This window comes from Ideonella sp. A 288 (assembly GCF_002198735.1).
Classification (GTDB): Bacteria; Pseudomonadota; Gammaproteobacteria; order Burkholderiales; family Burkholderiaceae_C; genus Pseudaquabacterium.
Window position 1 is genome coordinate 1 of record NZ_MWLO01000073.1, and the last position, 22,473, is coordinate 22,473.

Genomic DNA, 22,473 nt, shown 5'->3' on the forward strand with positions numbered 1-22,473 from the left:
CACGCGATCTCGGCCACCAGCCCTGGGTCAAAGTTCAGTCGGCAGGGTGGGTCAAAGTTCGGTCGGCGCGGACAGTCTGGCACCTGCGGTAGGACTCTGAAAGGAGACCCGCAGGAGGCGCAACGGCGACGGGCAGACATGGGCTGCGCGCGAAGGGTTGAAGGATGTGCTGTGAATCTATGTCGTGAGTTAAAGATAACGTGGTTTACAGAAACTAGCAAGGCGACGCTTCGATGAATGGGCGAGTCTTCGATCAAGCGTGGCCGGCCGAAAGGCACGACGACCAGCGATCCCCTGGTCGCGGTAGCCTTTGGGGCTGCCGTCCGGGCCGCCCGTGTCGAGTCCGGGTTGGCCCAGGAGGAGCTCGCTCACATGGCCAGCGTCGAGCGGTCGCATATGGGCAAAATCGAGCGAGGCGAGCATGTGCCAACACTGGCACTGGCGCTCAAGATTGCGAAGGCGCTTGGAGTCAGCGCTTCTGACTTAGTGCGGGAGACAGAACGCGCGCTGCCCAAGACTTATCGGGCATGACCACCCCATGGAGTCTGCCCGGCACCTATGGCGATGAGCGCGCGATGAAGCCGCTGACTACCGATCGGAACAAGCTCGCCAGAGGACGTGATTGGCTTCGATCCATGGGACTGCGACGCCTTTGGCTGGGCTTTGCTTGTGATCGACGCCAGTGGTCTGAACATCAGCCTGCGCTGTGGTGTCGTATCAGCGGCTCCCGATGCTTGCCCAAGCTGTTCTCTGTTCGGCGGCGACCGGATTGGGTACCTTCCTAGTTGCGTTCGGTAACAAGTAGATGGCTTCGCTCGAAAGTTACGAGATGCCTTTACAGCGACAGATGACTCAGGGATGGGAAAACAGTCCTCGAGGCAGCCAGTTCGACCAGGCGCTTGCGCCGACCTGCCAACTTGACGCAAAGTCGCTATGGTGTTGATGCAGCGCTAAAGCGGTCATGTCTTCTGCTATCGATCCCGAGCTACAGCGCTATATCGCGCACCTCCAGGAGCACCTTCTGACCGATGGGAGCGAGGCGGTGCACGATCCAAGCATCTATCGGGCATGGGTAAAGGCAAATCGACCACGACAAGTCGCGATTGCCCAGGCGTCAGGCCTTCCGGTCGAGGCGGCCGAAAACATTGAGTCGCGGCTCGATCAGCATCAACCGGTCTCAAAATATGACTCTGGTCCGGCAAATGCCATATTCGGACCGATACTGGAAGCGGTCTTGACGACTGCCGAGCGACTGGGGCTGCGCCCGGAGCGGCCCGTCCTGCTCGCAAATTCCACTGACATTAGTATGACGCCACTCTCGCGCCCGTCGGCGGGTGAACATCTGATCTTTGCCGGCGCAGGAACTTTCGCCTTCTGCAATTTCTGGTCGAAGATCGTGGCGCAAATTGCACGGCAGTTTCACGAGCATTTCCGGGGCGCAATCATGACGCCAGACCGGCTCTTGGAGAGTTGCGCTCGAGATCGCCGGATTTTCCTTGAGGCAGGCAAGCTGATTGCCTACTGCAGGCTCAACGGCACCGCGGTCTCATTCGGCGTCTTGTGGCCAACACCTGAATCTAACGCTTACCGCATCGAGTTGCTTTATGCCATGGAGTCGTTTGCAATTGCCCATGAGGTTGGGCACTGCTTCCTAGAAGAGCAAAACCCGGGCGCTTCCGGTCTTTGCCCGGAGGATGAGTACACCTGCGATGCTTATGCCCTCAACATTACACGGCATCTCGGGGATGCGCATAGCAACTGGAGTGCGTTCGCCGGCGCAGGCGCCCTACTATTCTTTTTGCTGGCGGACCTTTGCCAAGTGCGCACGACTGCGAGTGCGTCGCCCGCAGCGGGCCACCCCCATGTCACGGGAAGGCTGGAGGCGCTGGTCGGCCTTGCGACTCAGTACTTGGATCTCGACGAGCGTACCCGGGTCGTTTCGTACCTCGGCGAACTGAGTGCGCTTTTGGAGGTGCTCAGCACCCTTGCTGGGTCACCCGAAGCTGCGCGGGCGTGAGGGCGGCTGCTGCGCCTGATCATCGCTCTGGGACAGGCTACTATGACTGCATGAGTGTTCTTCCAGGGCCGCACAGAGTTGCCGCACGAACTCGCGCCGAGGTGCGCGATGTTCTGAAGAGGTATCACTCCCGCTTCCCAGAAGAGACGGGTCGGCACGAGACCCTCGTGGCCCAGCTCGCGGCGGGCGACGACATCGCGGTGCGAATGAACATGCGTGGGCACGTGACAACGAGTGCAACCGTCCTGAGCCCGACTTTCGACAGGGTCCTACTGATCCATCATCGGGTGTTCAATGAGTGGCTGCCGCCGGGTGGGCACTACGAGCCTCCCGATTCTCTTTGGGGGTCGGCCGTCAGGGAGACAACAGAAGAGACTGGGTTGCGCAACATCGATCGGCACCCCTGGACGGTCTGTCATGACCTCCCGATCGACATCGACACCCACCCCATACCGGCAAATGTGGCCAAGGGCGAAGGCCCACACGTCCATCACGACTTCCGCTTCCTGGCCGTCGCACCTGACACGGCGCAACTCGTCGCGGAGCTGTCCGAGGTCAGCGAGGTTCGGTGGGCCTATGTCGGCGAGATGAGAGATTCACCCGACGAGAGGGTTCGCGCACTACACGAGAAGTTGTCAAGACTGGGCATCTTTGGGGACGCTCTCCAACGCAGCTGAAACTTCGGGTGCCGGCAGGGAGCTCAGCTACACTGTGCAGGGTGTAACCACCAACAATAAGTGCTCGACGCGTGTTGGCACTAGGAATCTGGCCTACTCTCGGAGTGCGCGATGACCAAGGGCGTATTGATGAGGGAGGATATCTGTTTCCATGCTCACTTCTGGCTCTACCTGATGCGGCACAGTGTGAGGTTAACGATGTCGGGGTCGCTGTTTTGTGTTAGCCAGCTCTTTCCTCTGCAGCACCGGCGCGTGGGTCGCTAATGACGAGAAATTTCCAGTGGACCAATGTGTCGGTCCTGGAGTTCGCCGGCCAGGATGATCCGGTCAAGGTCATGGAGGACAGGGCTCGGGAGCTCGCGCTGAACGCCATGGACGGAGGCTGGGAGGGCCCGCCCTTTGATCCGCTTGCGCTTGCGCAGTGGCTGAAGATCCCCATCGAAGCGCGAGGCGACATACCAGATGCACGGATGGTGCCGATGTCAAATGGCACGCTGGTCCTTGAATACAACCCGATGCGGCCAAGGGGCCGGCTGAGATTCTCGATCGCACACGAAATTGCCCACTCGCTTTTCCCGGACTGCGCGGCTGAGGTGCGAAACCGCGGTGTAGTTCCAACTCTAGTCTCTGATAACTGGCAGCTAGAGGTGCTCTGCAACATCGGCGCTGCCGAGCTTCTGATGCCGTTGGGCAGCTTCGCAGAATTTTCGGACGCTGAGCTTTCGATCTCCGCCGTGATGAGCTTGCGCAAGCGATTCGACGTATCTGTCGAAGCTTGCTTGATTCGAATCATCAAATTGGCACGCACGCAAAGCGCAGCCTTCTGTGCATCGAAGCACGCGGATGGCCATTACCGTGTGGACTACGTGATACCGGCCACAGGCTGGAGCAGCCCGGTTTCGGCGGGTCAGCGAGTACCTGACGGCAGTGTTGTTGAAGACTCAAACGCCATCGGCTATACCGCGAGCGGCAACGAGACCTGGGGCAAGTCGGCCGTACGCGTCGAGTGCGTTGGGCTCGCTCCCTACCCGGGATCCGTCACGCCTCGTGTGGTGGGATTCCTACTGGCGGTCGATCCGCTCAAGCGAAAAGGACTGGAACTCGGAGAAGTAGTCGGCGACGCACTTAACCCTCGTGGCAAGGGGCCGAAGCTGATCGCTCACGTTGTTCCAAATACTCCTCGCGCGTGGGGTGGAGCTGGGTTCGCATCGGCTGTGAGGCGAGCGATTCCTCAGGCATGGGCACAATTCAAAGAGGCCACGTCTGCCCAACACCGCGCGCCCCAACTGGGTCAGGTCTTCTTCACGCCGGTGGGAAATGACATAACGGTGGCACACATGGTTGCCCAGAATGGGATTGGACCGTCGGCGAGCCAGAGGCTGCGGTACGTTGCTTTCGCCGAGTGCCTGGGTGAACTTCGGACGAAGGCAATCGAAATGGGCGCGACTGTCCATATGCCTCGGGTGGGTACGGGACATGGTGGAGCGAGTTGGAATGTCGTCCGAGAGTTGATCACGGATGAGTTGGTAGACAAGGGCGTCCCAACGACGGTGTATTCGCTGACGCTTTAGTCAGCCGCGTCAAGGTCAACAATTAGGAACGAATGAAGCCAAGAGCAATCGTTCTGTCAGGGAGAGGTTGTGCCGGAAAATCGACTCTCGCAGCGACCTTGGTCGCGCGAGCTGGGGCTACGCTTGTAAGGTCGAAAGACCTGATCATTGATCGGCTGCCTCGTACGACTCGTACGTCGATGGCGATGCGTCGCGCGGGTGAGCGTTTAGATCGTGAAACAGGCGGTCGGTGGCTGGCACAAGCACTCGACAAGAAGCTCATGAACGAAGCGTCACCGGCACTCGTCGTTGTTGACCCGATTGCCACGCCTGATCAGGTCCGGTTCCTACGGCAAAGCGGCTGGTCAGTCACGCATGTCCACCTGAAAGCGAGCCAGGAAGAGCTTGCCAGGCGTCTCTCGACGAGGTTGACAAACTCGAACAAGTCCACAAGCGGCGAACCGGCTGAAGACTGGGGCGATAAGCACGTCGATGTACTGGAACGACTGGCGGACGTTGTGATTGACACGGACCGCTGCAGTGAGAGTGACGTCTTCGCACGTGTTGTCGCCAGGATTGAGGTACGCCCGGTTACTGCATTCCCCATCATTGATGTGTTGGTCGGCGGACAGTACGGAAGCGAGGGGAAGGGGAACATCGCCCACTACCTTGCACCTGAATATGATGTCTTAGTCCGCGTAGGTGGGCCAAACGCTGGACACAAGGTCTACCGGCCCGGCGAGGATCCGTACACTTTCCGACAGTTGCCCTCAGGTGCGCTCGGCAATAGAGACGCAATTTTGGTCGTCGGCGCAGGCGCCGTCATCAGTTTGGACACACTGCTCCGAGAGATCGGAGATCTGGCAATACCGTACGATAAGTTGGTGATCGACCCGCAGGCGATGATCATCGACAAGGCGATCGATATCTCCTGGGAGGAGGAGCATCTCAAGGGACAGATCGGCTCAACGGCGCAGGGCATCGGTTCGGCAACGGCGCGGAAGATCCTATATCGTGATCCAGCAAAGAACGTCCGCTTAGCCGGCGCCGTCCCCGAACTGAGACATTACATCCAGGACACAATCGAGTTTTTTGCAGGTTGCCTGTCGACCGGCAAGAAGATAATGCTCGAGGGAACGCAGGGCACCTCGCTGAGTTTGCACCATGGCCATTATCCGCACGTCACTTCACGTGCAACCACGGCAACCGCTTGCTTGGCCGAGGCTGGACTTTCGGCACGTCATGTTCGACGTGTCGTAATGGTTTGTCGGACCTACCCGATCCGGGTGGGCGTCTCGATCACTGGAAACACGTCTGGCTTCATGAGCCAGGAGATTCAATTCAAAGATATCGCAGACCGCTCTGGTATTTCGCTAGAAGAGCTTACGAAGAACGAGGTGGGTTCGGTGTCGAACCGGCCTAGAAGAGTGGCCGAGTTCGACTGGGCGCAACTCCGCCGGTCGCTGCTCCTGAACGGGCCAACTGACATCTTCCTCACTTTCGCGGACTACTTTGGCGTCGAAAACCGAGAGGCCTACCGGTATGAGCAACTCAACGCTACGACTCTTCGGTTCATTGAAGAGGTCGAAAAAGTGTGCGGTGTGCCGGTATCGATGATCTCGACGGCATTTAACGATCGAAACATCATTGATCGACGAATGTGGTGATGAGCGCCGCTATTCGTATTGGGGGGTGAGGTTTGCGAGTAGATACACTTGTGGCGCGGTACCCGCGCCTCTATCACATGGCCGAACGCCATACTTGGCCCAGCATCCGTGACAGAGGGCTGTTCAGCACGACGGCAACGCTAGATCTGTTCGGCATCGAGGGTGCTGAGCGGCTGGCGCTGGAGAGCACCCATCGACCTGAGAAGGTGACGCTCGGTCGAGAAGATCTGCGAGTCGTGCTTCGGGATCAGAAGCCCATGGAGACTTCACGGCTGGCCACTGGGTTGATCAACGGTGTGACGCCAAAGCAATGGTACGAGACCATAAATAATAAGGTCTTTTTCTGGGTTCAGGAGGAACGCCTGCTCGGATTGCTGAATGCCAGGCCCTATCGCGCGTTAGAGCACGACGTACTAGTCATCGACACAGCGTCGTTTGTCGCCGCCCATGAGAGAGAGATCTGGCTGTGTCACATGAACTCCGGAAACACGTTTCCAGTACCGCATAAGCGCGATCTCAGTGCGTTCCAGCGAATTGAGCAATATCCGACCAAAGCCAACGGATCTCCCGCCAAGGAAGTAGTGGAGTTGGTTGTCGACTATCAGGTACGCGATATTGCGCAGCATGTTATTGAGATAAGACGCATGAAAGGGAGAGAAGTCCTGGGGTTCGTCCCACACAGGTAGCGGTAACCAGATGCGGGAACCTGCCCCTTAGGTGGAGAAGGATCAGAATGGACAAACGCGTAATCCTATTGCTCAGCGGCCCTATTGCGGTTGGCAAGTCAACGCTGGGCAAGCTGCTGGTTGATGGGCATGATTTCCGGGCGATTCGGTCTGGAAGGTTCCTTCAGGAACTGGCCAGGTCAGCTGGGCTTGAGGTTTGCCGCACCGTCCTTCAGCAAATCGGTGACGACCTGGATCAAAGAACGGACTACTCGTGGCTCATTGATGATGTAGCCATACCTCAGATTAAAGGTTTTCCCGAATACAATTTCTGGTTGCTGGATAGTGTGCGCAAGCAGCGGCAGATCGAGCACTTTCGCAGCAGATTTGATAATGACGTACTCCACGTACACCTGACCGCACCGGAACGCGTTCTTCGTGCCCGCTATGAGGCGCGTCTAGCAGCCGGTTCGGAGTACGAGGGAGGTACGCCATATGACGTTGCGATTGCGCATCCCAATGAAGTTGCGTCGCGGGCTCTCGTCGCTGTGGCTGACGTCGTGGTGGAGACGACTAACAGTACGGGCCTTAGCGAGGTGCTTGCGAGCATCGGCAAGCCGTAGACTGATTCCACGAAGCGGCTGCGCGAGCCTCTGAGGGCGAGGACGCGGCTGTAGGCCTGGGTGACTTTTGGGGGAATTGACCCTCCGTGAACGAGCTGGACAGTACAGAACAGTTGACCGGGCGGCGATGAAAGTTCAACGAAATCAAACACTTACGCGGAGGCGGGAAACTACGAACCAAGGGGTCGTGGGTTCGATTCCTGCCAGCCGCACCAGTAAAAAACAACGGGTCAGCTCTCACAAGGGGCTGACCCGTTTGTCTTTTCTGTCCCCGTGGGTCCACTGGGGGGTCCACCGCGCGAGGGATCGCGTGGGAGGGCCTGGGATCGAATCGGACGACGTTCGGTGCGGCCAAGGCCAAGTGAGGTGAGGTGCGGGCGAGTCGGGGCCTGACCCGCACTGCTGAGCCACCGGTTCCGGCCGGGCGCTGCTGGCAAGGGATTGGGGCGTCGGCCGAATGCAATTGCTGCGGCACCGCAGCCGTGGTTCTTTGACTGATCCGTCGCGTGGCCCGCCCAGAAGAGACCTGCGAGGCGTGGAACTCGAAGCCACGCAGCAGCCGGTCGCCTATGCACGTTGGCCCGCGATGGATGTCCCGTGGCTGCGGTTGCACAGAGGCAGCCGACGCTCCGGGTGACCGAAACCAAGTGCGCGGCTTGGACCGTGCGGGCTCACCACTTCGGGAGCCTCGCGCGGGTCCACCCTGAGCGACACCGTGCGGAGAAGAACACGCCCTGCAGCCTGGTGCACAGCATGCGGCCTGTTCCACTCTCAACACCGAAACCGCCTCTGGTGCGGAACAGGCGCGCTTCATCGCGTGCGAGTTCGGCATGTGTTCCCGGCCGCCTGACGTTCACGCCGGACGTGTTGCGCGCGCTCGGCTACACGGCAAGCGATGCGGCGGCGCCGATCAGCGGCATGTAGGCACGGTGATCCGGCTGCCGCTCTAGCGGACGAGCTGAGCCACGGCGCCATCGGCCCCAGAGTTCGCGCAGCCAGCCCCGATGCCGGGTGCCTTTCGGGGGCCGCGGCCTCTCCTTCGCGTCCCCGAGGCCGCATGGACTAAGGGTAAACCTGGAGGCCATCTTGTGGCGCATGCAATAACGTATGCGTTAATGAATTCGGCAATGCCCCTTCCACGCGTCCCCCTCACTGAGCTGGGTTGGCGCGGCCACGACCTGCAGCGGCCGGAGTGCGTACTGGCCACTGCGGTCGGCGATCTGTACACCGCCGACTGGCGGGGCGGCGTGGTCCACCTGCGGCCCGACGGCACGCAGGTGCTGTACGCCGCCGCGCGACCCGACGGTCTGCCGCTGCGCCCCAACGGCATCGCGCTGCTGCCCGACGGCAGCTTCCTGCTGGCGCAGCTGGGCGCCGACGATGGCGGCGTCTACCGCCTGGCCCGCGACGGCACGGTCACGCCCTGGCTGCTGCAGGTGCAAGGTCGGCCCTTGCCGCCCACCAACTTCGTGCTTCCCGATGCCGACGGCCGCACCTGGGTGACCGTCAGCACGCGGCGCACGCCGCGCGCACGGGGCTATCGGCGCGAGGGTGGTGACGGCTTCATCGTCTGCGTCGACGGTCGTGGCGCACGCATCGTGGCCGACGGCCTGGGCTACACCAACGAGGTGGCGGTCCACCCCAGCGGTGCATGGCTTTATGTGAACGAGACCTTCGCGCGCCGCCTCTCTCGCTTCCCACTGCACACCGACGGGCGCCTGGGCGACCAGCAGGTGGTCGCCGAGTTCGGTCCCGGCACCTTCCCCGACGGCCTGGCCTTCGACGTGGACGGCGGTGCCTGGGTCGTCAGCATCGTCAGCAACCGGCTGATCCGCGTGGCGCCTGACGGCACCCAGACCCTGTGGCTGCAGGACGCCGATGCGGCGCACCTTGCCTGGGTCGAGACAGCCTTCGACACCGGCACCATGGACCGCCCGCACCTGGACGGCATCCGCAGCGAGGTGCTGCGCAACATCTCGAGCATCGCGTTCACCGGGCCCGAGCGCCGCACCGCCGTGCTGGGCTGCTTGCTGGGCGACCGTCTCGCCACCCTCACGATGCCGGTGGCCGGTGTCGCCCCAATGCACTGGAACTACGCATGACCGCAAACAGCCAACCCACGGCTTCGCTCGTCGACGCAGCCTACGAGCAGATCCGCCGCCGCATCCTGGACAACGTCTGGCCGCCGGGCCACCGTGCGCTGGAGCAGGAGGTGGCGCTGGCCCTGGGCATGAGCCGCACCCCGGTGCGCGAAGCGCTGGTGCGCCTGCAGAGCGAGGGCCTGGTCGAGGTGGTGCCGCGCCACGGCATGCGCGTGCTGCCGGTGTCGCCGGTGGACATGCGCGAGATCTACGAGATCCTGACCGCGCTGGAGTGCATGGCCGCCGAGATCCTGGCGCGCCGCCAGCCCAGCGATGCCGAGCTGAAGCCGCTGGTCGAGGCCACCGACGCGATGGACCGCGCCCTGGCCGCGGATGACCTGGACGCCTGGGCCAAGGCCGACGAGCTGTTCCACGCGCAGCTGCTGGAGCTGGCGGGCAACCGCCTGCTGCAGGCCACGGTGATGAACCACTGGGACCGCGCCCACCGCGCCCGCATGTTCACGCTGCGCCTGCGCCCCAAGCCCGTGAACAGCACGCGCGAGCACATGCAACTGGTCGAACGGCTGCGCGCCGGCGACGTCGACGGCGCCAGCCGCGTCAACCGCGCCCACCGCGAACGCGCCGCTGCCGAGTTGCTGGCGTTGTTCGAGCGCTTCAAGTTGGCCCAGATGTGAGCATCCCCATGACACGTTACGACATCGCAGTCCTGCCCGGCGACGGCATCGGCGTCGAGGTGACGCACGCCGCGCTGGCTCTGCTGCAGGCCCTCGGCCCGCGCCTGAACCGCCAGTTCGTGTGCACCGAGCACGCGGCCGGCGCGCAGCACTACGTCAACACCGGCGAGAGCCTGCCCGTCGCCACGCTGGACGCCTGCCGCCGCGCCGACGCCATCCTGTTCGGTGCCATGGGCCTGCCGCACGTGCGCGGCGCCGACGGCACCGAGATCATCCCGCAGCTCGACATCCGCTTCGCGCTGGACCTGTACGCCGGCGTGCGGCCCATCCGCACCTGGCCCGGGCTGCCGGTGCCGCTGTCGGACCCAAGGGCCGCGCACATCGACCTGGTGCTGGTGCGCGAGAGCACCGAGGGCTTGTTTTACGCGCGCGGGCGCGGCCGCAGCGAGGGGCAGGGCGCGGACGCGTGCGTCTACGACACCATGAAGATCACCCACGCCGGCACGGCCCGCGTGTGCGACTTCGCCTTCGAACTGGCGCGCCAGCGCAAGGCGCAGGGCAAGCGCGGCCACGTCACCAACGTCGACAAGGCCAACGTCTTCGCGTCCATGGCCTTCTGGCGCCAGGTGTTCAACGAGCGCGCGCAGGCCTACGCTGACATCACCACCGACCATGCCTACGTCGACGCGATGGCGCTGAACCTGGTGATGAAGCCGTGGACCTGCGACGTGCTGGTCACCGAGAACATGTTCGGCGACATCCTGTCGGACCTGATCGCCGCGTTGGTGGGCGGCATGGGCATGGCGCCCTCGGCCGACATCGGCCAGCACCACGCCGTGTTCCAGCCCGCGCATGGCACCGCGCCCGACATCGCCGGCCAGGGCATCGCCAACCCCAGCGCCATGCTGCTGTCGGCGGCCATGATGCTGGACTGGCTGGCCGTGCGCCACGCGGACCCCGCGCTGGCCGACGGCGCGCGCGCCATCGAGGCCGCGCTCGAAGCCGCCTTCGTGAGCGGCGCCGTGCGCCCGCGCGACTTCGGCGGCCCCAGCAACACCGCCGACATCGTGCGCGCGGTGCTGGAGCGGCTGTGACACCGCCCCGCATCGCCGTCGTCGGCGCTGGCTACTTTGCGGCCTTCCACCTGGAAGGCTGGCAGGCTTGCGGTGCGCCGGCGGTGGCGCTGTGCGACATAGCGCCGGGCCCGCTTGCAGCGCAGGCGAATCGCTTCGGCATCGACCGCACCTTCACCGACCTGCGGACGCTGCTCGACGACGTGCGGCCGACGCTGGTGGACGTGGTGCTGCCCCCGCACGCCCAGCACGCGGTGGTGTCCGCCGTGCTCGCACGCGGCATCCCGGTGATCTGCCAGAAGCCCTTCGGTCGCGACCTGCGCCAGGCGCGCGAACTGGTGGCGCTCGCCGCGCAGCAGCGCACGCCACTGGTGGTGCACGAGAACTTCCGTTTCACGCCCTGGTTCCGCGAGTGCCGCCGGCTGATCGACCGCGGCCACTTCGGTCGCGTGCACGGCATCAGCTTCCGGCTGCGCCCGGGCGACGGCCAGGGGCCGCGCGCCTACCTGGACCGCCAGCCCTACTTCCAGACGATGCCGCAGCTGCTGGTGCGCGAGACCGCGGTCCACTTCATCGACACCTTCCGCTACGTGATGGGCGAGGTGCGCGCCGTCACGGCCCGGCTGCGCCGGCTGAACCCAGTGATCGCGGGCGAGGACGCCGGCGTCATCCACTTCGAGTTCGACGACGACCGCACCGGCCTCTTCGACGGCAACCGCCTGAACGACCACGTGGCGCAGAACACGCGCCGCACCATGGGCGAGATGTGGCTGGAAGGCGAGGCCGGTGTGCTGCGCCTGGACGGCGACGCGCGGCTGTGGTTCAAGCCGCACGGCGGCCCCGAGGCCGAGCACCTGTACGAGTTCGGCGGCGCAGGCGCCTTCGGCGGCGCCTGCACCTCGCTGCAGGCCCACGTGCTGTCGCACCTGGCGCACGGCACGCCGCTGGAGAACGACGCCGCGGGCTACCTGACCAACCTGGAGGTGCAAGCGGCCATCTACCACTCACACGCCGCGGGCCGCCGCGTGGTGATGGACAACTTCGACCCCGACACCCCTGCACCCTGAACAAGAAGGAGACCACCATGTTCAAGACTGCCCTCGCCGCCATCGCCGCGGCGGCCCTTGCCGCCATTACCCTGCCCGCCAGCGCGCAGACGATGCTCAAATTCAGCCACACCGACCAGCAGGCCGGCGCGCGCCAGGCTGCCGCGCAGATCTTCGCCAGGAAGGTCGAGGAACTGACCCAGGGCCGCTACAAGGTGCAGGTGTTCTGCTGCAGCCAGCTCGGCAACGACCCCAAGAACATCGAGCAGCTGGCACTCGGCGGCATCGACTTCACGGTCTCCGCCACCGGCAGCTATGCGCCGCACGTGCCGAGCCTGAACCTGACGATGATGCCGTTCCTGGTGGAGAGCTACGCGCAGGGCTGGAAGCTCTACGACGAGAGCAAGTGGCTGCAGGAGCAGTTTGCCAAGGCACCGGCCAAGGGCTTCCGCTTCCTGTCCACCTGGGAGGCGGGCTTCCGCAGCATGACCACCAAGGACCCGCTGAACTCGCCGGACGATGCCAAGGGCAAGAAGCTGCGCACCTTCCCCAACGAGATGATGCGCTGGACCCTGGAAGCCATGGGCTTCAACATCCAGATCATGCCGCTGCCCGAGGTCTACCTGGCCATCCAGCAGGGTGCGGTCAGCGGGCAGGAAAACCCGGTCGACACCATCTTCTCGAACAAGTTCTACGAGGTCGCGCCCAATGTCACGCTGACCAACCACGTGTACAGCCCGCTGCCGCTGGCCATCAGCGAGAAGACCTGGCAGAAGCTGTCGCCCGCCGACCAGAAGGCCGTGACCGAGGCTGCCCAGGTGGCCGCCAAGTTCAGCCGCAACATGATCGCCGGCAACGACGACAACCAGCTCAAGGAGATGGCCGCCAAGGGCGCCAGGATCAACGCCAAGCCCAACGTGGCGGCCTTCCGCACGGCGGTGCAGCCGGTGTACGCCAAGGCGCGCGAGAAGTACGGCGCCGATGTCGACGCGTTCCTGAAGGACGCCGAGGCCGTGCGCGCCAGGGTGAAGTGAGGCCGCTGTGCAGGCTCCCTTGCTGTCGGCCGTGGCGCCGGCTCCTTTGCCGATTCGTCTGGTGGGCCGGTTGGTGGACTGGGCGGTCATCGGCATTGGCGCCTTGATGATCGTTCTGGTCTTCTTCAACGTCTGCCTGCACCTGGTGGGCAAGGACCTGGCCTGGGTCACCGAGCTGGGCGAGTTGCTGATGGTGTGGGTCACCTTCCTGGGCGGCGCGTGCGCGGCGCAGCGCGGGCTGCACATGACCATCACCGAGTTCATCGACAAGCTCGCGCCGCCGCGGCGCCGCTGGGCCGATGCCGCGGTGCAGGCGCTGTGCCTGGGCATGCTGGGCGTGCTGACGTGGTACGGCTGGTCGCTGGTGGGCGGCAACTGGGACAACCAGCTCACGGTGCTGGCCTGGCCCATGGCCATCCAGTACATGGGCATGGCGGTGGGCTGCACGCTGATGACCCTCTTCGTGGGCTTCGACCTGTGGCAGGTGATGGCCGGGGTGCCGCGCGAAGTGCGCTACCTCGCGGTGGAGTGATGCCATGCTGGCCCTGACGCTGTTCGGCGTGTTCTTCGTGGTCGCCCTGGCGGGCGTGCCACTGCTGTTCGCCATCCTCGTCACCACGGTGGGCATCATCTGGTTCCAGGGGCTGGGTCATCCGCTGGAGACCATCTTCCTCAGCTTCATCGGCGGCGTGGAGCCCTTCATCCTGCTGGCGGTGCCGATGTTCATCTTCGCGGGCGAGCTGCTGGCGCAGGGCGGCGTGGGCAAGCGCATCGTGGAGTTCGCGCGCGTGCTGTTCGGCTGGCTGCCTGGCGGGCTGGGCGTGGTCACGGTCATCAGCTGCACGCTGTTCGGCGGCGTCAGCGGGTCGGCCATTGCCGACACGGCGGCCATCGGTTCGCTGGTGATCCCGGCCATGGTGGCTCGCGGCTACTCGCGCGGCTTCGCGGCGGCGCTGCTGGCCGTGGCCGGCACCATCGCGCTGCTGATGCCGTTGTCCATTCCATTCCTGGTATATGCCTTCATCTCGGGCGTGTCGATGCGCACGCTGTCCATGGCCGGCCTGGTGCCGGCGCTGCTGTCGGCCCTGGCACTGATCGCGGTGTGCATGTGGCACGGCAAGCGCAGCGGCTGCGACAACGGCGAGAGCCGCAGCACGCCGGCGCAGATCTGGGCCGCCACGCAGGCCGCAGGGCCGGCACTGCTGATGCCCGTCATCATCATCGGCGGCATCTGGAGCGGCCTGTTCACGCCCAGCGAGTCGGCGGCCATCGCGGTGGTCTACGGCCTCGCGGTGTCGCTGTTCTACTACGGCGACCTGTCCTGGCGCCGCATTCCACAGTTGCTGTTGAACGCCTTCGTCACCAGCGCCACGGTGATGCTGGTCATCGGCGCCACGGGCGCGATGGCCTGGCTGATCACGGTGGAGCAGGTGGCGGTGCAGATGGCCGACTGGATCCAGGTGGTGGCCACCGAGCCCTGGATGTTCCTGCTGCTCTTCAACGTGTGCCTGCTGCTGCTGGGCATCTTCATCGAGCCCTTGCCGGCCATGCTGTTGAGTGCGCCGCTGTTCCTGCCGCTGGCCAAGCACTTCCAGCTGGACATGGTGCATGTGGGCGTGATGATGACCGCCAACCTGGCCATCGCGCTGTACACCCCGCCGGTGGGCGGCACGCTGTTCGTGGCGGCGCGCCTGGCCAAGGTGGGCATCGGCGAGATCACGCGCTATCTGTGGCCCTTGATGGCGGCCACCTTCACGGTGGTGATGCTGGTGACCTACCTGCCGCAGCTGTCGTTGTGGCTGCCGCGGCTGATCGCGTCGTTCTGAGCGCCAGGAGTCGCTGCATGGAAGTCCTCGTCGTCGAGTTCCACATCCACCCGCCCCGGGTGGCGGCGTTCGCGCAGGCCATTGCCGACAATGCCCGCGCCTCGCTGGAGAGCGAGCACGGCTGCCGGCAGTTCGATGTCTGCCGCGACCCGGCCGATGAGGGCTGCTTCTTCCTGTACGAGCTGTACGACGACGAGGCCGCCGTGCAGGCCCATTTGCAGTCGCCGCACTTCCTGCAGATGAACACGCAAACCGCGGGCTGGGTGGCCAGCAAGCAGGTGTGGCGCTACCGGCGCATGCCGTTGCCGCCCGGCGCCGTCGGCAAACCCGCTGCCTGAGCGCCCACGATGGCCATCAACGACACCGAGCAAGTCGATTCCGACTACAGCTCGCCGTTCAGTTTGCCGGGCGTCTTCACGGTAGCGCGCGCGCCGGACTTGGCGACGCCTGGGCGTTGTCGAAGGCCGTCTCGTGCTGCGGCCCGAGTGAACGATTGATCCGAGCCCTGTGGTGGCGCGGTTGAGGCGCGCACAACGATGTCAGCGTCGAGCCGGTGCGACGTGATTTCGATTCCCAGCTCCAGTCGCTCGACAAGCGCCCGCGCAGCGCGTTCGCCCATCGCCGCCGTCGGCAAGCGAAGTGTCGTCAGCGGCGGGTCGCACACGGCGGCCCAGTCGAGATCGTCGAAGCCCATGATCGACAACGCCGCCGGCACCGAGACGCCGGCGCGGCGCGCCTCGAACAAGGCCCCCAGTGCCAGCACGTCGGACAGGCAGAGCAGCGCGGTGCAACGGGGCTGCGCAGCCAGCGCGGCGCGCGCGGCCGAGGCGCCGCCTTCTGCGTCGAGCGAAGTCTCGATCAGGTTCAGCGCCGTGGCGCCCGAGGCTGCGGCGCGCACGCCAGCCAGGCGCAGCCGGGTGCGGTCGTTGTTGGCCGTCGGACCGTGCAGCACGGTGATCTGGCGGTGCCCGAGCTGGTGGAGGTAGCGCAACGCGGCCTGCCCCAGCGCCCTGTTGTCGTAGCCGATGGTCGGCAACCGGCTGCGCGGCGCGTAGATGCTCGTCGCGACCACCGGGAGATCGCGCGCGGCGATCAGCTTTTCGAGCGCCGCGTCACGTACCGCGCCCGAGACGATCAACGCCTCGGCGCCCATGCCGAGCAGGTCGCGTGCTCGCGCCAGCTCCTGCGCCGGCTGGTAGTCAGTGGTGGCGACAACCAAGGTGTAGCCATGCAGCGCCAGCTCGCGCTCGATCCCGTTCAGGAAAGTCGAGAAGATCGAATGGGACAGCGTCGGCACGAGTGCGCCGATCACGCGGCTGCGCCGCGTCGACAGTGCGCGGGCTGCGGGGTTCGGCTCGAAGCCGGCGCGTGCGATCGCGTCCAGGACGATCTGGCGCGTGTCCGGCGCGACGCTCGCCGCGCCGTTGATCACCCGCGACACGGTGGCCACTGACAGGCCCGTCATCGTCGCGATCCCGCGCACGCCCCGGCGGTCGGCGCTCTTGGCGCCGCTGGCCAGTGCGCTGCGCTGGGCATTGGTACGCGCGGGTTGTTGGGGCGATGTCATGGTGCGCGCTGGGCCGGTGCGGCGATTATCCGAGAGAAGGGTCTGACCGGGCTTGACGAATGTAACCGGTTTCATTAGCCTGTGAATGCCATGCTGCCCCGCCTTGCGCCACAGACACCGACCATGACTGCCGTGCCAGCCGCGACCGTGCGCTATGTCGGCTTTGCAGCGCCGGGCGTGTCGCACCGTCTCGCCACCGGTCGGGCGCTGCGGCTGGACCTCGAGGCCGGTGACCAGCTGAGCTGGCGCGACGAAGAAGGCGGAGCCACGCTCTGGTTGCTGAGCTTCGATGCGCAGCGCCGTCCCACGGTGCTGCTGCGCCCCCTGCAAGGCGTTGCAACCGCGCGCGCAGACCTTCGCCGCTTTGAATCGACCGCGCTGCGCTCCTGGCTGGGCGACGAGCGGGAGCTCTCGGCCACCGTGCTGGGCGGCGACGAACCGGCGCGCACGCTCGAAGCCACGCAGCCTGGCACCGTCTGGTGCGTGCTGCCCGCGGGCCATGCGGCCAGCCCCGAAGGCGCGGGCGGCGCGGTGTCGATTGCCGTGACGCCGCGCGAGCCGCACGAAGCCAACCCGCTGCCACCCCCCTTCGGGCCCGTGCGAGATGAGTTCCGAGTCGCTGCATCGTCGGCCCGCGCCTACCGGGTACACGCCGGCGAGTGCATCCAGATCATCGACGTGCAAGGCCAGCAGTGTTCGGATTTCATGGCCTTTCGAGTCGATGCGCTGGAGCGCGGCGTCGAGCGCTGCATCGACTCGACCGTCACGCGCACCCTCGTCGGCGGCGCTTACCCGGGGCCGGGCCTGTACGACAAGTTCTTCGACCAGGACATGCAGCCGCTGCTGGCCGTGGTGCAGGACACCGTCGGCCGCCACGACACTTTCGCGCTGGCCTGCACCGCGCGCGGCTACGAAGAGCGCGGCTTTCCGGGCCACATCAACTGCTCCGACAACATCTCGGCGGCCTATGCGCCGTTCGGCATCACCGGCCGGCGCGCCTGGCCCGCGATCAACCTGTTCTTCAATTCGTGGATCCTGCCCGGTGACAACCGCCTGCGCAGCGACGAGGCCTGGTCGCGCCCGGGCGACTACGTCGTCATGCGGGCGCTGACAGACCTGATCTGCGTCACCACCGCGTGCCCCGACGACATCGATTCGATCAACGCCTGGAACCCCACCGACATTCATGTGCGCATCTACCCGCCCCATCAACCGGTGCCGGTGGCGCTGGCCTACCGCCAGGCTGCGGACGAGCCCGCCACCATGACCGAGCACAGCGCTTTCCACCCGCGCACCAGCGCGTTGACGCGCGGCTATGCCGCTGCGCGCGACCTGTGGCTGCCAACCAGCTACGAAGGCACCCGTGCGCTGGAAGAGTACCGCGCCTGCCGCGAGGCGGTGACGCTGCAGGACCTGTCGTCACTGCGCAAGTTCGACGTCATGGGCCCCGACGCCGAGCGCCTGCTCGAGCTTTGCACCACACGGGACGTGCGCCGCCTGGCGGTGCACCGCGGCAGCTACACGCTCGTGTGCAGCGAGTCCGGTGCCGTGATCGACGATGGCACGCTGTGGCGGCTGGCGCCCGACGTGTTCCGCTGGTGCCCGAGTTCGGAACACAGCGCCTTGCACCTGCGGCAGATCGCCCGCGAACGCGGCCTGGCGGTGCAGGTGCGGTCGCACGAACGGGCGATGCCCAACCTGGCGCTGCAAGGACCCTGCAGCCGCGAACTGCTGGCTGCCGTGGTGTTCACACAGCCGCTCGTGCCGGCGCTGGAAAGCCTGAAGTGGTTCGGCTTCACGATCGCGCGTTTGCACGACCGCGATGGCCCGTCCTTCATGCTGACGCGCAGCGGCTACACGGGCGAGCTGGGTTATGAGATCTTCTGCGACCACGCCGACGCGTTGGCGATCTGGGACGCGCTGATACAGGCCGGCGCCCCATTCGGCCTGGTGCCGATGGGCAGTGAAGCGCTCGGCATCCTGCGCGTCGAGGCGGGCCTGGCCGAACGCGGGAGCGAGTTCGGCGGCGACATCGACGCCTACGAGGCCGGCCTCGGTTTCGCGGTCGACTTGAACAAGCCCGAGTTCATCGGCCGCGCCGCGCTGCAGCGCATCCAAGCGGCGCCACGGCGTGTGCTCACCGGTCTGGTGTTGCAGGGCAACGAAGTGCCTTCGCATGGCGACGGTGTTTTTCTCGGCCGCGAGCGCGTCGGCGTGGTGACGAGTGCGGTGCGCTCGCCTGCACTCGGCTGCGCGATCGCGCTCGCGCGTGTGGCCGTCGAGTGGGCCGCACCGGGGCATTCCCTCGAAGTCGGCCGCCTCGACGGGCAGATGAAACGCCTGCCCGGCACCACGGCCGCTCATCCCTTTGTTGATGCGCAGCGCACACGCGCTCGCGCCTGATGTTCATCGTTCAACCTCACGGAGCCAACCCATGAAGAAATCGATCTACTCCCTGCTGCTGATCGCGGCGGCATCGTTGGCCGGGGGTGGCTCCGCCATAGCGCAAGACAAGGTGATGATCGGCGAGCCGAGCTGGCCAGGCGCCAAGATCATTGCCAACCTGATCCAGACCGTGATCACCACCCGCCTGGGCGGCCAGGCGGCGATCGTGCCCGGCACCAACCCGGTGATCTTTGCCGCCATGGACGGCGGCAAGGGCGACATCGACGTGCACCCCGATGTCTGGCTGCCGAATCAGAAGAGCCTGACCGACAAGTACGTCGACGGCAGCAAGTCCGTGGGCCTGAGCAAAGGCGCCTACGAAGGCCGCGCTGGATTTTGTGTGCCAACCTACATGGTCAAGGATCACAAGATCAAGTCGGTCTACGACCTGGCCACGCCCGATGCGCAGAAGCTGTTCGACGCCGATGGCGATGGCAAGGGCGAGATCTGGGTCGGCGCCGCCGGCTGGGCGTCGACCGCGATCCACCAGGTGAAGGTGCGCGACTACGGTATCGGCGACTTCCTCGCGCCGACGCGCGAAGACGAAGCGGTGTTCTTCTCGAAGCTGGCTGCGCAGATCGGCAAAAGGAAGGGGGTCGCCTTCTACTGCTACACGCCGCACTACGTGCACAAGCAATTCGACGTGACGATGCTCGAGGAGCCGGCATTCAACGCCGCCAAGTACAAGATGGTGCAACCGAACGAAGACGCCGACTGGATGGCCAAGAGCAAGATCACCGTCGGCGACGCGCCGAAATCGGTGCATGTGGCTTACTCCCGGTCGCTCGAGCGGCGCAATTCACAGGCCGCGAAGTTCCTCTCCAACATCAAGCTCGACACCGCGATGGTCAGCGAGTGGACACGCCAGGTGATCGTCGAGAAGAAGGAGCCGGCCGATGTCGTGAAGGCCTGGATCTCGGCGAACCCGAAGATCGTGGACAGCTGGCTCGGACTGTGAACCCTGCCGCCGACACGGCGATCGAGGTCAGCGGCGTCTGGAAGATCTTCGGCACGCGCGCTGCCGAGGCGCTGGCCGCGATCCAGGCGCAGCGTCTGGGCAAGCGCGAGGTGCGCGAGCAGTTCGGCTGCGTGGTCGGCGTGGCCGATGCCAGCTTCACCGTCGCGAGGGGCGAGATCTTCTGTGTCATGGGGCTGTCGGGCTCGGGCAAGTCGACGCTCGTGCGGCACTTCAACCGTCTGCTGGAACCCACCGCCGGCCGCATCCGCATCGGCGACACCGATGTGATGTCGATGGACGAGGTGGCGCTGCGCGAGTTTCGCAACCGCCAGGTGGCGATGGTGTTCCAGAACTTCGGCCTGCTGCCGCACCGCACGGTGCGCGACAACGTGGCGATGCCGCTGGAGATCCGCGGCGCACCGAAGCAGCAACGCTGGGAAGAAGCCGAGCGTGTGATCCGGCTTGTCGAGCTGAACGGCTGGGAAGACCGCTACGCCCACGAACTGTCCGGCGGCATGCAGCAGCGCGTGGGCCTGGCCCGTGCCATCGCCGCCGACCCGCAGATCCTGCTGATGGACGAGCCGTTCTCGGCCCTCGACCCCTTGATCCGCCGACAGCTGCAAGACCAGTTCATGGCGCTGTCCAAGGTGATGAAGAAGACGACGATCTTCATCACGCATGATCTGGACGAAGCCATCCGCATCGGCCACCGCATCGCGATCATGAAAGATGGCCGCATCGTTCAGATCGGCCGCCCCGAAGAGATCGTGCTGGCGCCGGCCGACGACTACGTGGCCGAGTTCGTGGCCGGCATCTCGCGGCTGAAGCTGGTGCGCGCGGCGTCGATCATGCGGCCGCTGCCGACAGACCCGGAAGCGGCCGCTGCGTTGCTGGCGAACTCGCCGCGCGTGAAGGTCGACGACGACCTCGACACGCTGATCGAGTGCGCCGTTCGCCACGACCAGGCGCTGGTCGTGGTCGGCCACGACGGGGCCGCGCTCGGCGTGCTCGAGCGCGTGGATCTCTTGCGGGCGACTCAGGGCCATACGCGCACGCATGGCCACTGAATCGACCGATGCGCTGATCAGCCGCTTCGCCGGCCCGGGCGCGGCCTACTACACCCGCCAGTTCGAGCGGCTGGGTCAGGCGCCGGGCTGGCGAGCGAGCTTCAACCCGGTGGTCGCGCTGGTCGGTCCGGCGTGGTTTGCCGCGCGCGGCTTGTGGGGATGGTTTCTCACCTTTTTGCTGCTCGAAGGTTTTGCACTCGTGCAGGTCGCAATCGGCGTGTTCGGTGACCGCGGGCGCGAACAACGCGAGCGGGCAGAAAGCATCCTGCGCACGCTGGGAAGTCGCCGCCAGCAAATCGAAGAAGCGATTGCCAGCAACTCGCCGTCGCTGGATGCACTGCGCCGTGCCGCAGCGTCTCTGGAAGGGGCTCATGCCGATGCACTGCGCCAAGCCGAGGCAGCGAGCCAAAGCGGCCTGACGCTGGTCGTGCTGGGTCTGGTGATGCTGCTGGCCTGCCGCGTGCTCCAGGCGGTTGTGGCCAACAGCGCCTTGGAGCGCCGCTTCATCGCCTGGCGCTCCGATCCGTCGCTGCCGCACGGCCTGTCGGCACTGCGCACGCTGCTTGGTGCGGCGCTGTTGATCGGCGTCGTCGGCTTGACCGGTTTGCGCTTTGCGCGACCTGACCTGTGGGTGTGGCTGGCCGACTTCCCGACCGATCGCGGCATACGCGTCGGCATGGGCGACGGCATCAAGGCCTGGTTCGAATGGGCCAAGCGCGTCGGCGAAGGCTTCTTCGGTGGCATCACCACCGCCGTGCGCACGTTGCTCGACGGCTTGGAAACCATCTTCGTCGGCACGCCGTGGCCGGTGGTCATCGCCGTCGTCGCGCTGCTGGCCTGGTTGACGGGCGGCGCGCGGGTGGCCATCTTCTCGGTGGCTGCGCTGGCCTATCTGGGCCTGTTCGGTTTCTGGCAAAAGGCGATGACGACGATTTCGCTGCTCGGCGCAGCGGCAATGGTGGCCATCGCGCTCGGTATCCCGCTCGGCATCTATTGCGCGCGGCGGCCGCGTGTGTTTGCCGCCGTGCGGCCGATCCTCGACTTCATGCAGTCGATGCCGTCGTTCGTGTACCTGATTCCTGTCGTCGCCTTCTTCGGTGCCGGCAAACCCGCTGCGATCATGGCGACCTTGATCTTTGGTTCGCCGCCGGTGGTGCGCATGACGGTGCTCGGCCTGCAGCAGGTGCCCGAAGCCGTGCGCGAAGCGGCGCTGGCCTTTGGCGCGTCACCGCGCTACATGCTCTTCAAGGTGGAACTGCCGTTGGCGGCGCCGACGATCATGGCGGGTGTCAACCAGACCATCCTGCTGTGCCTGGCGATGGTCGTCGTGGCGTCACTGATCGGTGCCAAGGGACTGGGCGAAGACGTGCTCGAAGCGCTGCAGTACGCGTCGGAAGGGCAGGGCATCCTGGCCGGACTGGCGATCCTGTGCTGCGCGCTGATCCTCGATCGGATCGTGCAAGGTCAGCGCAGGAAGTAGCC

General features: G+C 65.3%; 20 protein-coding genes. 19 read left to right on the top strand and 1 reads right to left on the bottom strand.

The genetic code is table 11. The features are described 5' to 3' along the window. The first annotated feature begins 237 nt into the window (after positions 1-237). The 15 genes from EOINJALH_RS05735 (at position 238) to EOINJALH_RS05800 (ending at position 15,292) form a co-directional block, all read left to right on the top strand. The gene (locus EOINJALH_RS05735) at positions 238-531 is read left to right on the top strand and encodes a helix-turn-helix transcriptional regulator (protein ID WP_088279362.1); all 294 of its coding nucleotides are present in this window, start codon (positions 238-240) and stop codon (positions 529-531) included. 430 nt (positions 532-961) lie between these two features. After that, complete coding sequence (locus EOINJALH_RS31060) at positions 962-2,017, top strand: hypothetical protein (RefSeq protein WP_144289877.1); 1,056 nt, start codon at positions 962-964, stop codon at positions 2,015-2,017. 167 nt (positions 2,018-2,184) lie between these two features. Continuing rightward, positions 2,185-2,694, top strand: a complete 510-nt coding sequence (locus EOINJALH_RS05745) for an NUDIX hydrolase (RefSeq protein ID WP_158219664.1) — start codon at positions 2,185-2,187, stop codon at positions 2,692-2,694. Positions 2,695-2,957: 263 nt separating this feature from the next. Then, on the top strand, positions 2,958-4,265 hold the full coding sequence (locus EOINJALH_RS05750; protein ID WP_088279365.1) for an ImmA/IrrE family metallo-endopeptidase: 1,308 nt from the start codon (positions 2,958-2,960) through the stop codon (positions 4,263-4,265). A 32-nt stretch (positions 4,266-4,297) separates the two neighbouring features. Then, positions 4,298-5,911, top strand: coding sequence for an adenylosuccinate synthetase (locus tag EOINJALH_RS05755; protein WP_088279366.1), 1,614 nt, complete (start codon positions 4,298-4,300; stop codon positions 5,909-5,911). A 50-nt stretch (positions 5,912-5,961) separates the two neighbouring features. Then, entirely contained in the window at positions 5,962-6,597 is a 636-nt protein-coding gene (locus EOINJALH_RS05760; protein WP_404872738.1) for a DUF7002 family protein, read from the top strand. Between the two features lie 47 nt (positions 6,598-6,644). Then, positions 6,645-7,199 (top strand): AAA family ATPase, encoded by a 555-nt coding sequence (locus tag EOINJALH_RS31065; RefSeq protein ID WP_144289878.1) that lies wholly within the window; start codon positions 6,645-6,647, stop codon positions 7,197-7,199. Between the two features lie 1,127 nt (positions 7,200-8,326). Then, entirely contained in the window at positions 8,327-9,301 is a 975-nt protein-coding gene (locus EOINJALH_RS05765; protein WP_088279368.1) for an SMP-30/gluconolactonase/LRE family protein, read from the top strand. Next, complete coding sequence (locus EOINJALH_RS05770; RefSeq protein ID WP_088279369.1) at positions 9,298-9,975, top strand: GntR family transcriptional regulator; 678 nt, start codon at positions 9,298-9,300, stop codon at positions 9,973-9,975. Before EOINJALH_RS05765 ends, EOINJALH_RS05770 begins: the two co-directional genes overlap by 4 nt. An 8-nt stretch (positions 9,976-9,983) precedes the next feature. Continuing rightward, on the top strand, positions 9,984-11,069 hold the full coding sequence (locus EOINJALH_RS05775) for an isocitrate/isopropylmalate dehydrogenase family protein (protein ID WP_088279370.1): 1,086 nt from the start codon (positions 9,984-9,986) through the stop codon (positions 11,067-11,069). Continuing rightward, the gene (locus tag EOINJALH_RS05780) at positions 11,066-12,115 is read left to right on the top strand and encodes a Gfo/Idh/MocA family protein (RefSeq protein ID WP_088279371.1); all 1,050 of its coding nucleotides are present in this window, start codon (positions 11,066-11,068) and stop codon (positions 12,113-12,115) included. Before EOINJALH_RS05775 ends, EOINJALH_RS05780 begins: the two co-directional genes overlap by 4 nt. A 17-nt stretch (positions 12,116-12,132) precedes the next feature. Next, positions 12,133-13,128 (top strand): TRAP transporter substrate-binding protein, encoded by a 996-nt coding sequence (locus EOINJALH_RS05785; protein ID WP_088279372.1) that lies wholly within the window; start codon positions 12,133-12,135, stop codon positions 13,126-13,128. A gap of 106 nt (positions 13,129-13,234) precedes the next feature. Next, positions 13,235-13,660, top strand: coding sequence for a TRAP transporter small permease (locus EOINJALH_RS05790; RefSeq protein ID WP_144289879.1), 426 nt, complete (start codon positions 13,235-13,237; stop codon positions 13,658-13,660). 4 nt (positions 13,661-13,664) lie between these two features. Further along, a complete protein-coding gene (locus tag EOINJALH_RS05795) occupies positions 13,665-14,954 on the top strand; it encodes a TRAP transporter large permease (RefSeq protein WP_088279374.1) in 1,290 nt (429 codons plus the stop codon). Between the two features lie 17 nt (positions 14,955-14,971). Continuing rightward, positions 14,972-15,292 (top strand): putative quinol monooxygenase, encoded by a 321-nt coding sequence (locus EOINJALH_RS05800; protein ID WP_088279375.1) that lies wholly within the window; start codon positions 14,972-14,974, stop codon positions 15,290-15,292. Between the two features lie 44 nt (positions 15,293-15,336). Here the strand turns inward: EOINJALH_RS05800 and EOINJALH_RS31070 are convergent, their stop codons facing one another. After that, entirely contained in the window at positions 15,337-16,521 is a 1,185-nt protein-coding gene (locus EOINJALH_RS31070) for a substrate-binding domain-containing protein (RefSeq protein WP_158219665.1), read from the bottom strand. A gap of 123 nt (positions 16,522-16,644) precedes the next feature. Between EOINJALH_RS31070 and EOINJALH_RS05815 the strand changes: the two genes are divergently transcribed. From EOINJALH_RS05815 to EOINJALH_RS05830, 4 genes are read left to right on the top strand one after another with little or no spacing between them, the layout of a single operon-like run. Next, positions 16,645-18,924, top strand: coding sequence for a DUF1989 domain-containing protein (locus EOINJALH_RS05815; RefSeq protein ID WP_158219666.1), 2,280 nt, complete (start codon positions 16,645-16,647; stop codon positions 18,922-18,924). Further along, positions 18,896-19,924, top strand: a complete 1,029-nt coding sequence (locus tag EOINJALH_RS05820) for a glycine betaine ABC transporter substrate-binding protein (RefSeq protein WP_199873170.1) — start codon at positions 18,896-18,898, stop codon at positions 19,922-19,924. Before EOINJALH_RS05815 ends, EOINJALH_RS05820 begins: the two co-directional genes overlap by 29 nt. Continuing rightward, complete coding sequence (locus EOINJALH_RS05825) at positions 19,921-20,991, top strand: glycine betaine/L-proline ABC transporter ATP-binding protein (RefSeq protein WP_088279379.1); 1,071 nt, start codon at positions 19,921-19,923, stop codon at positions 20,989-20,991. Before EOINJALH_RS05820 ends, EOINJALH_RS05825 begins: the two co-directional genes overlap by 4 nt. Then, the gene (locus tag EOINJALH_RS05830; protein WP_088279380.1) at positions 20,981-22,471 is read left to right on the top strand and encodes a proline/glycine betaine ABC transporter permease; all 1,491 of its coding nucleotides are present in this window, start codon (positions 20,981-20,983) and stop codon (positions 22,469-22,471) included. Before EOINJALH_RS05825 ends, EOINJALH_RS05830 begins: the two co-directional genes overlap by 11 nt. Positions 22,472-22,473 lie beyond the last annotated feature (2 nt).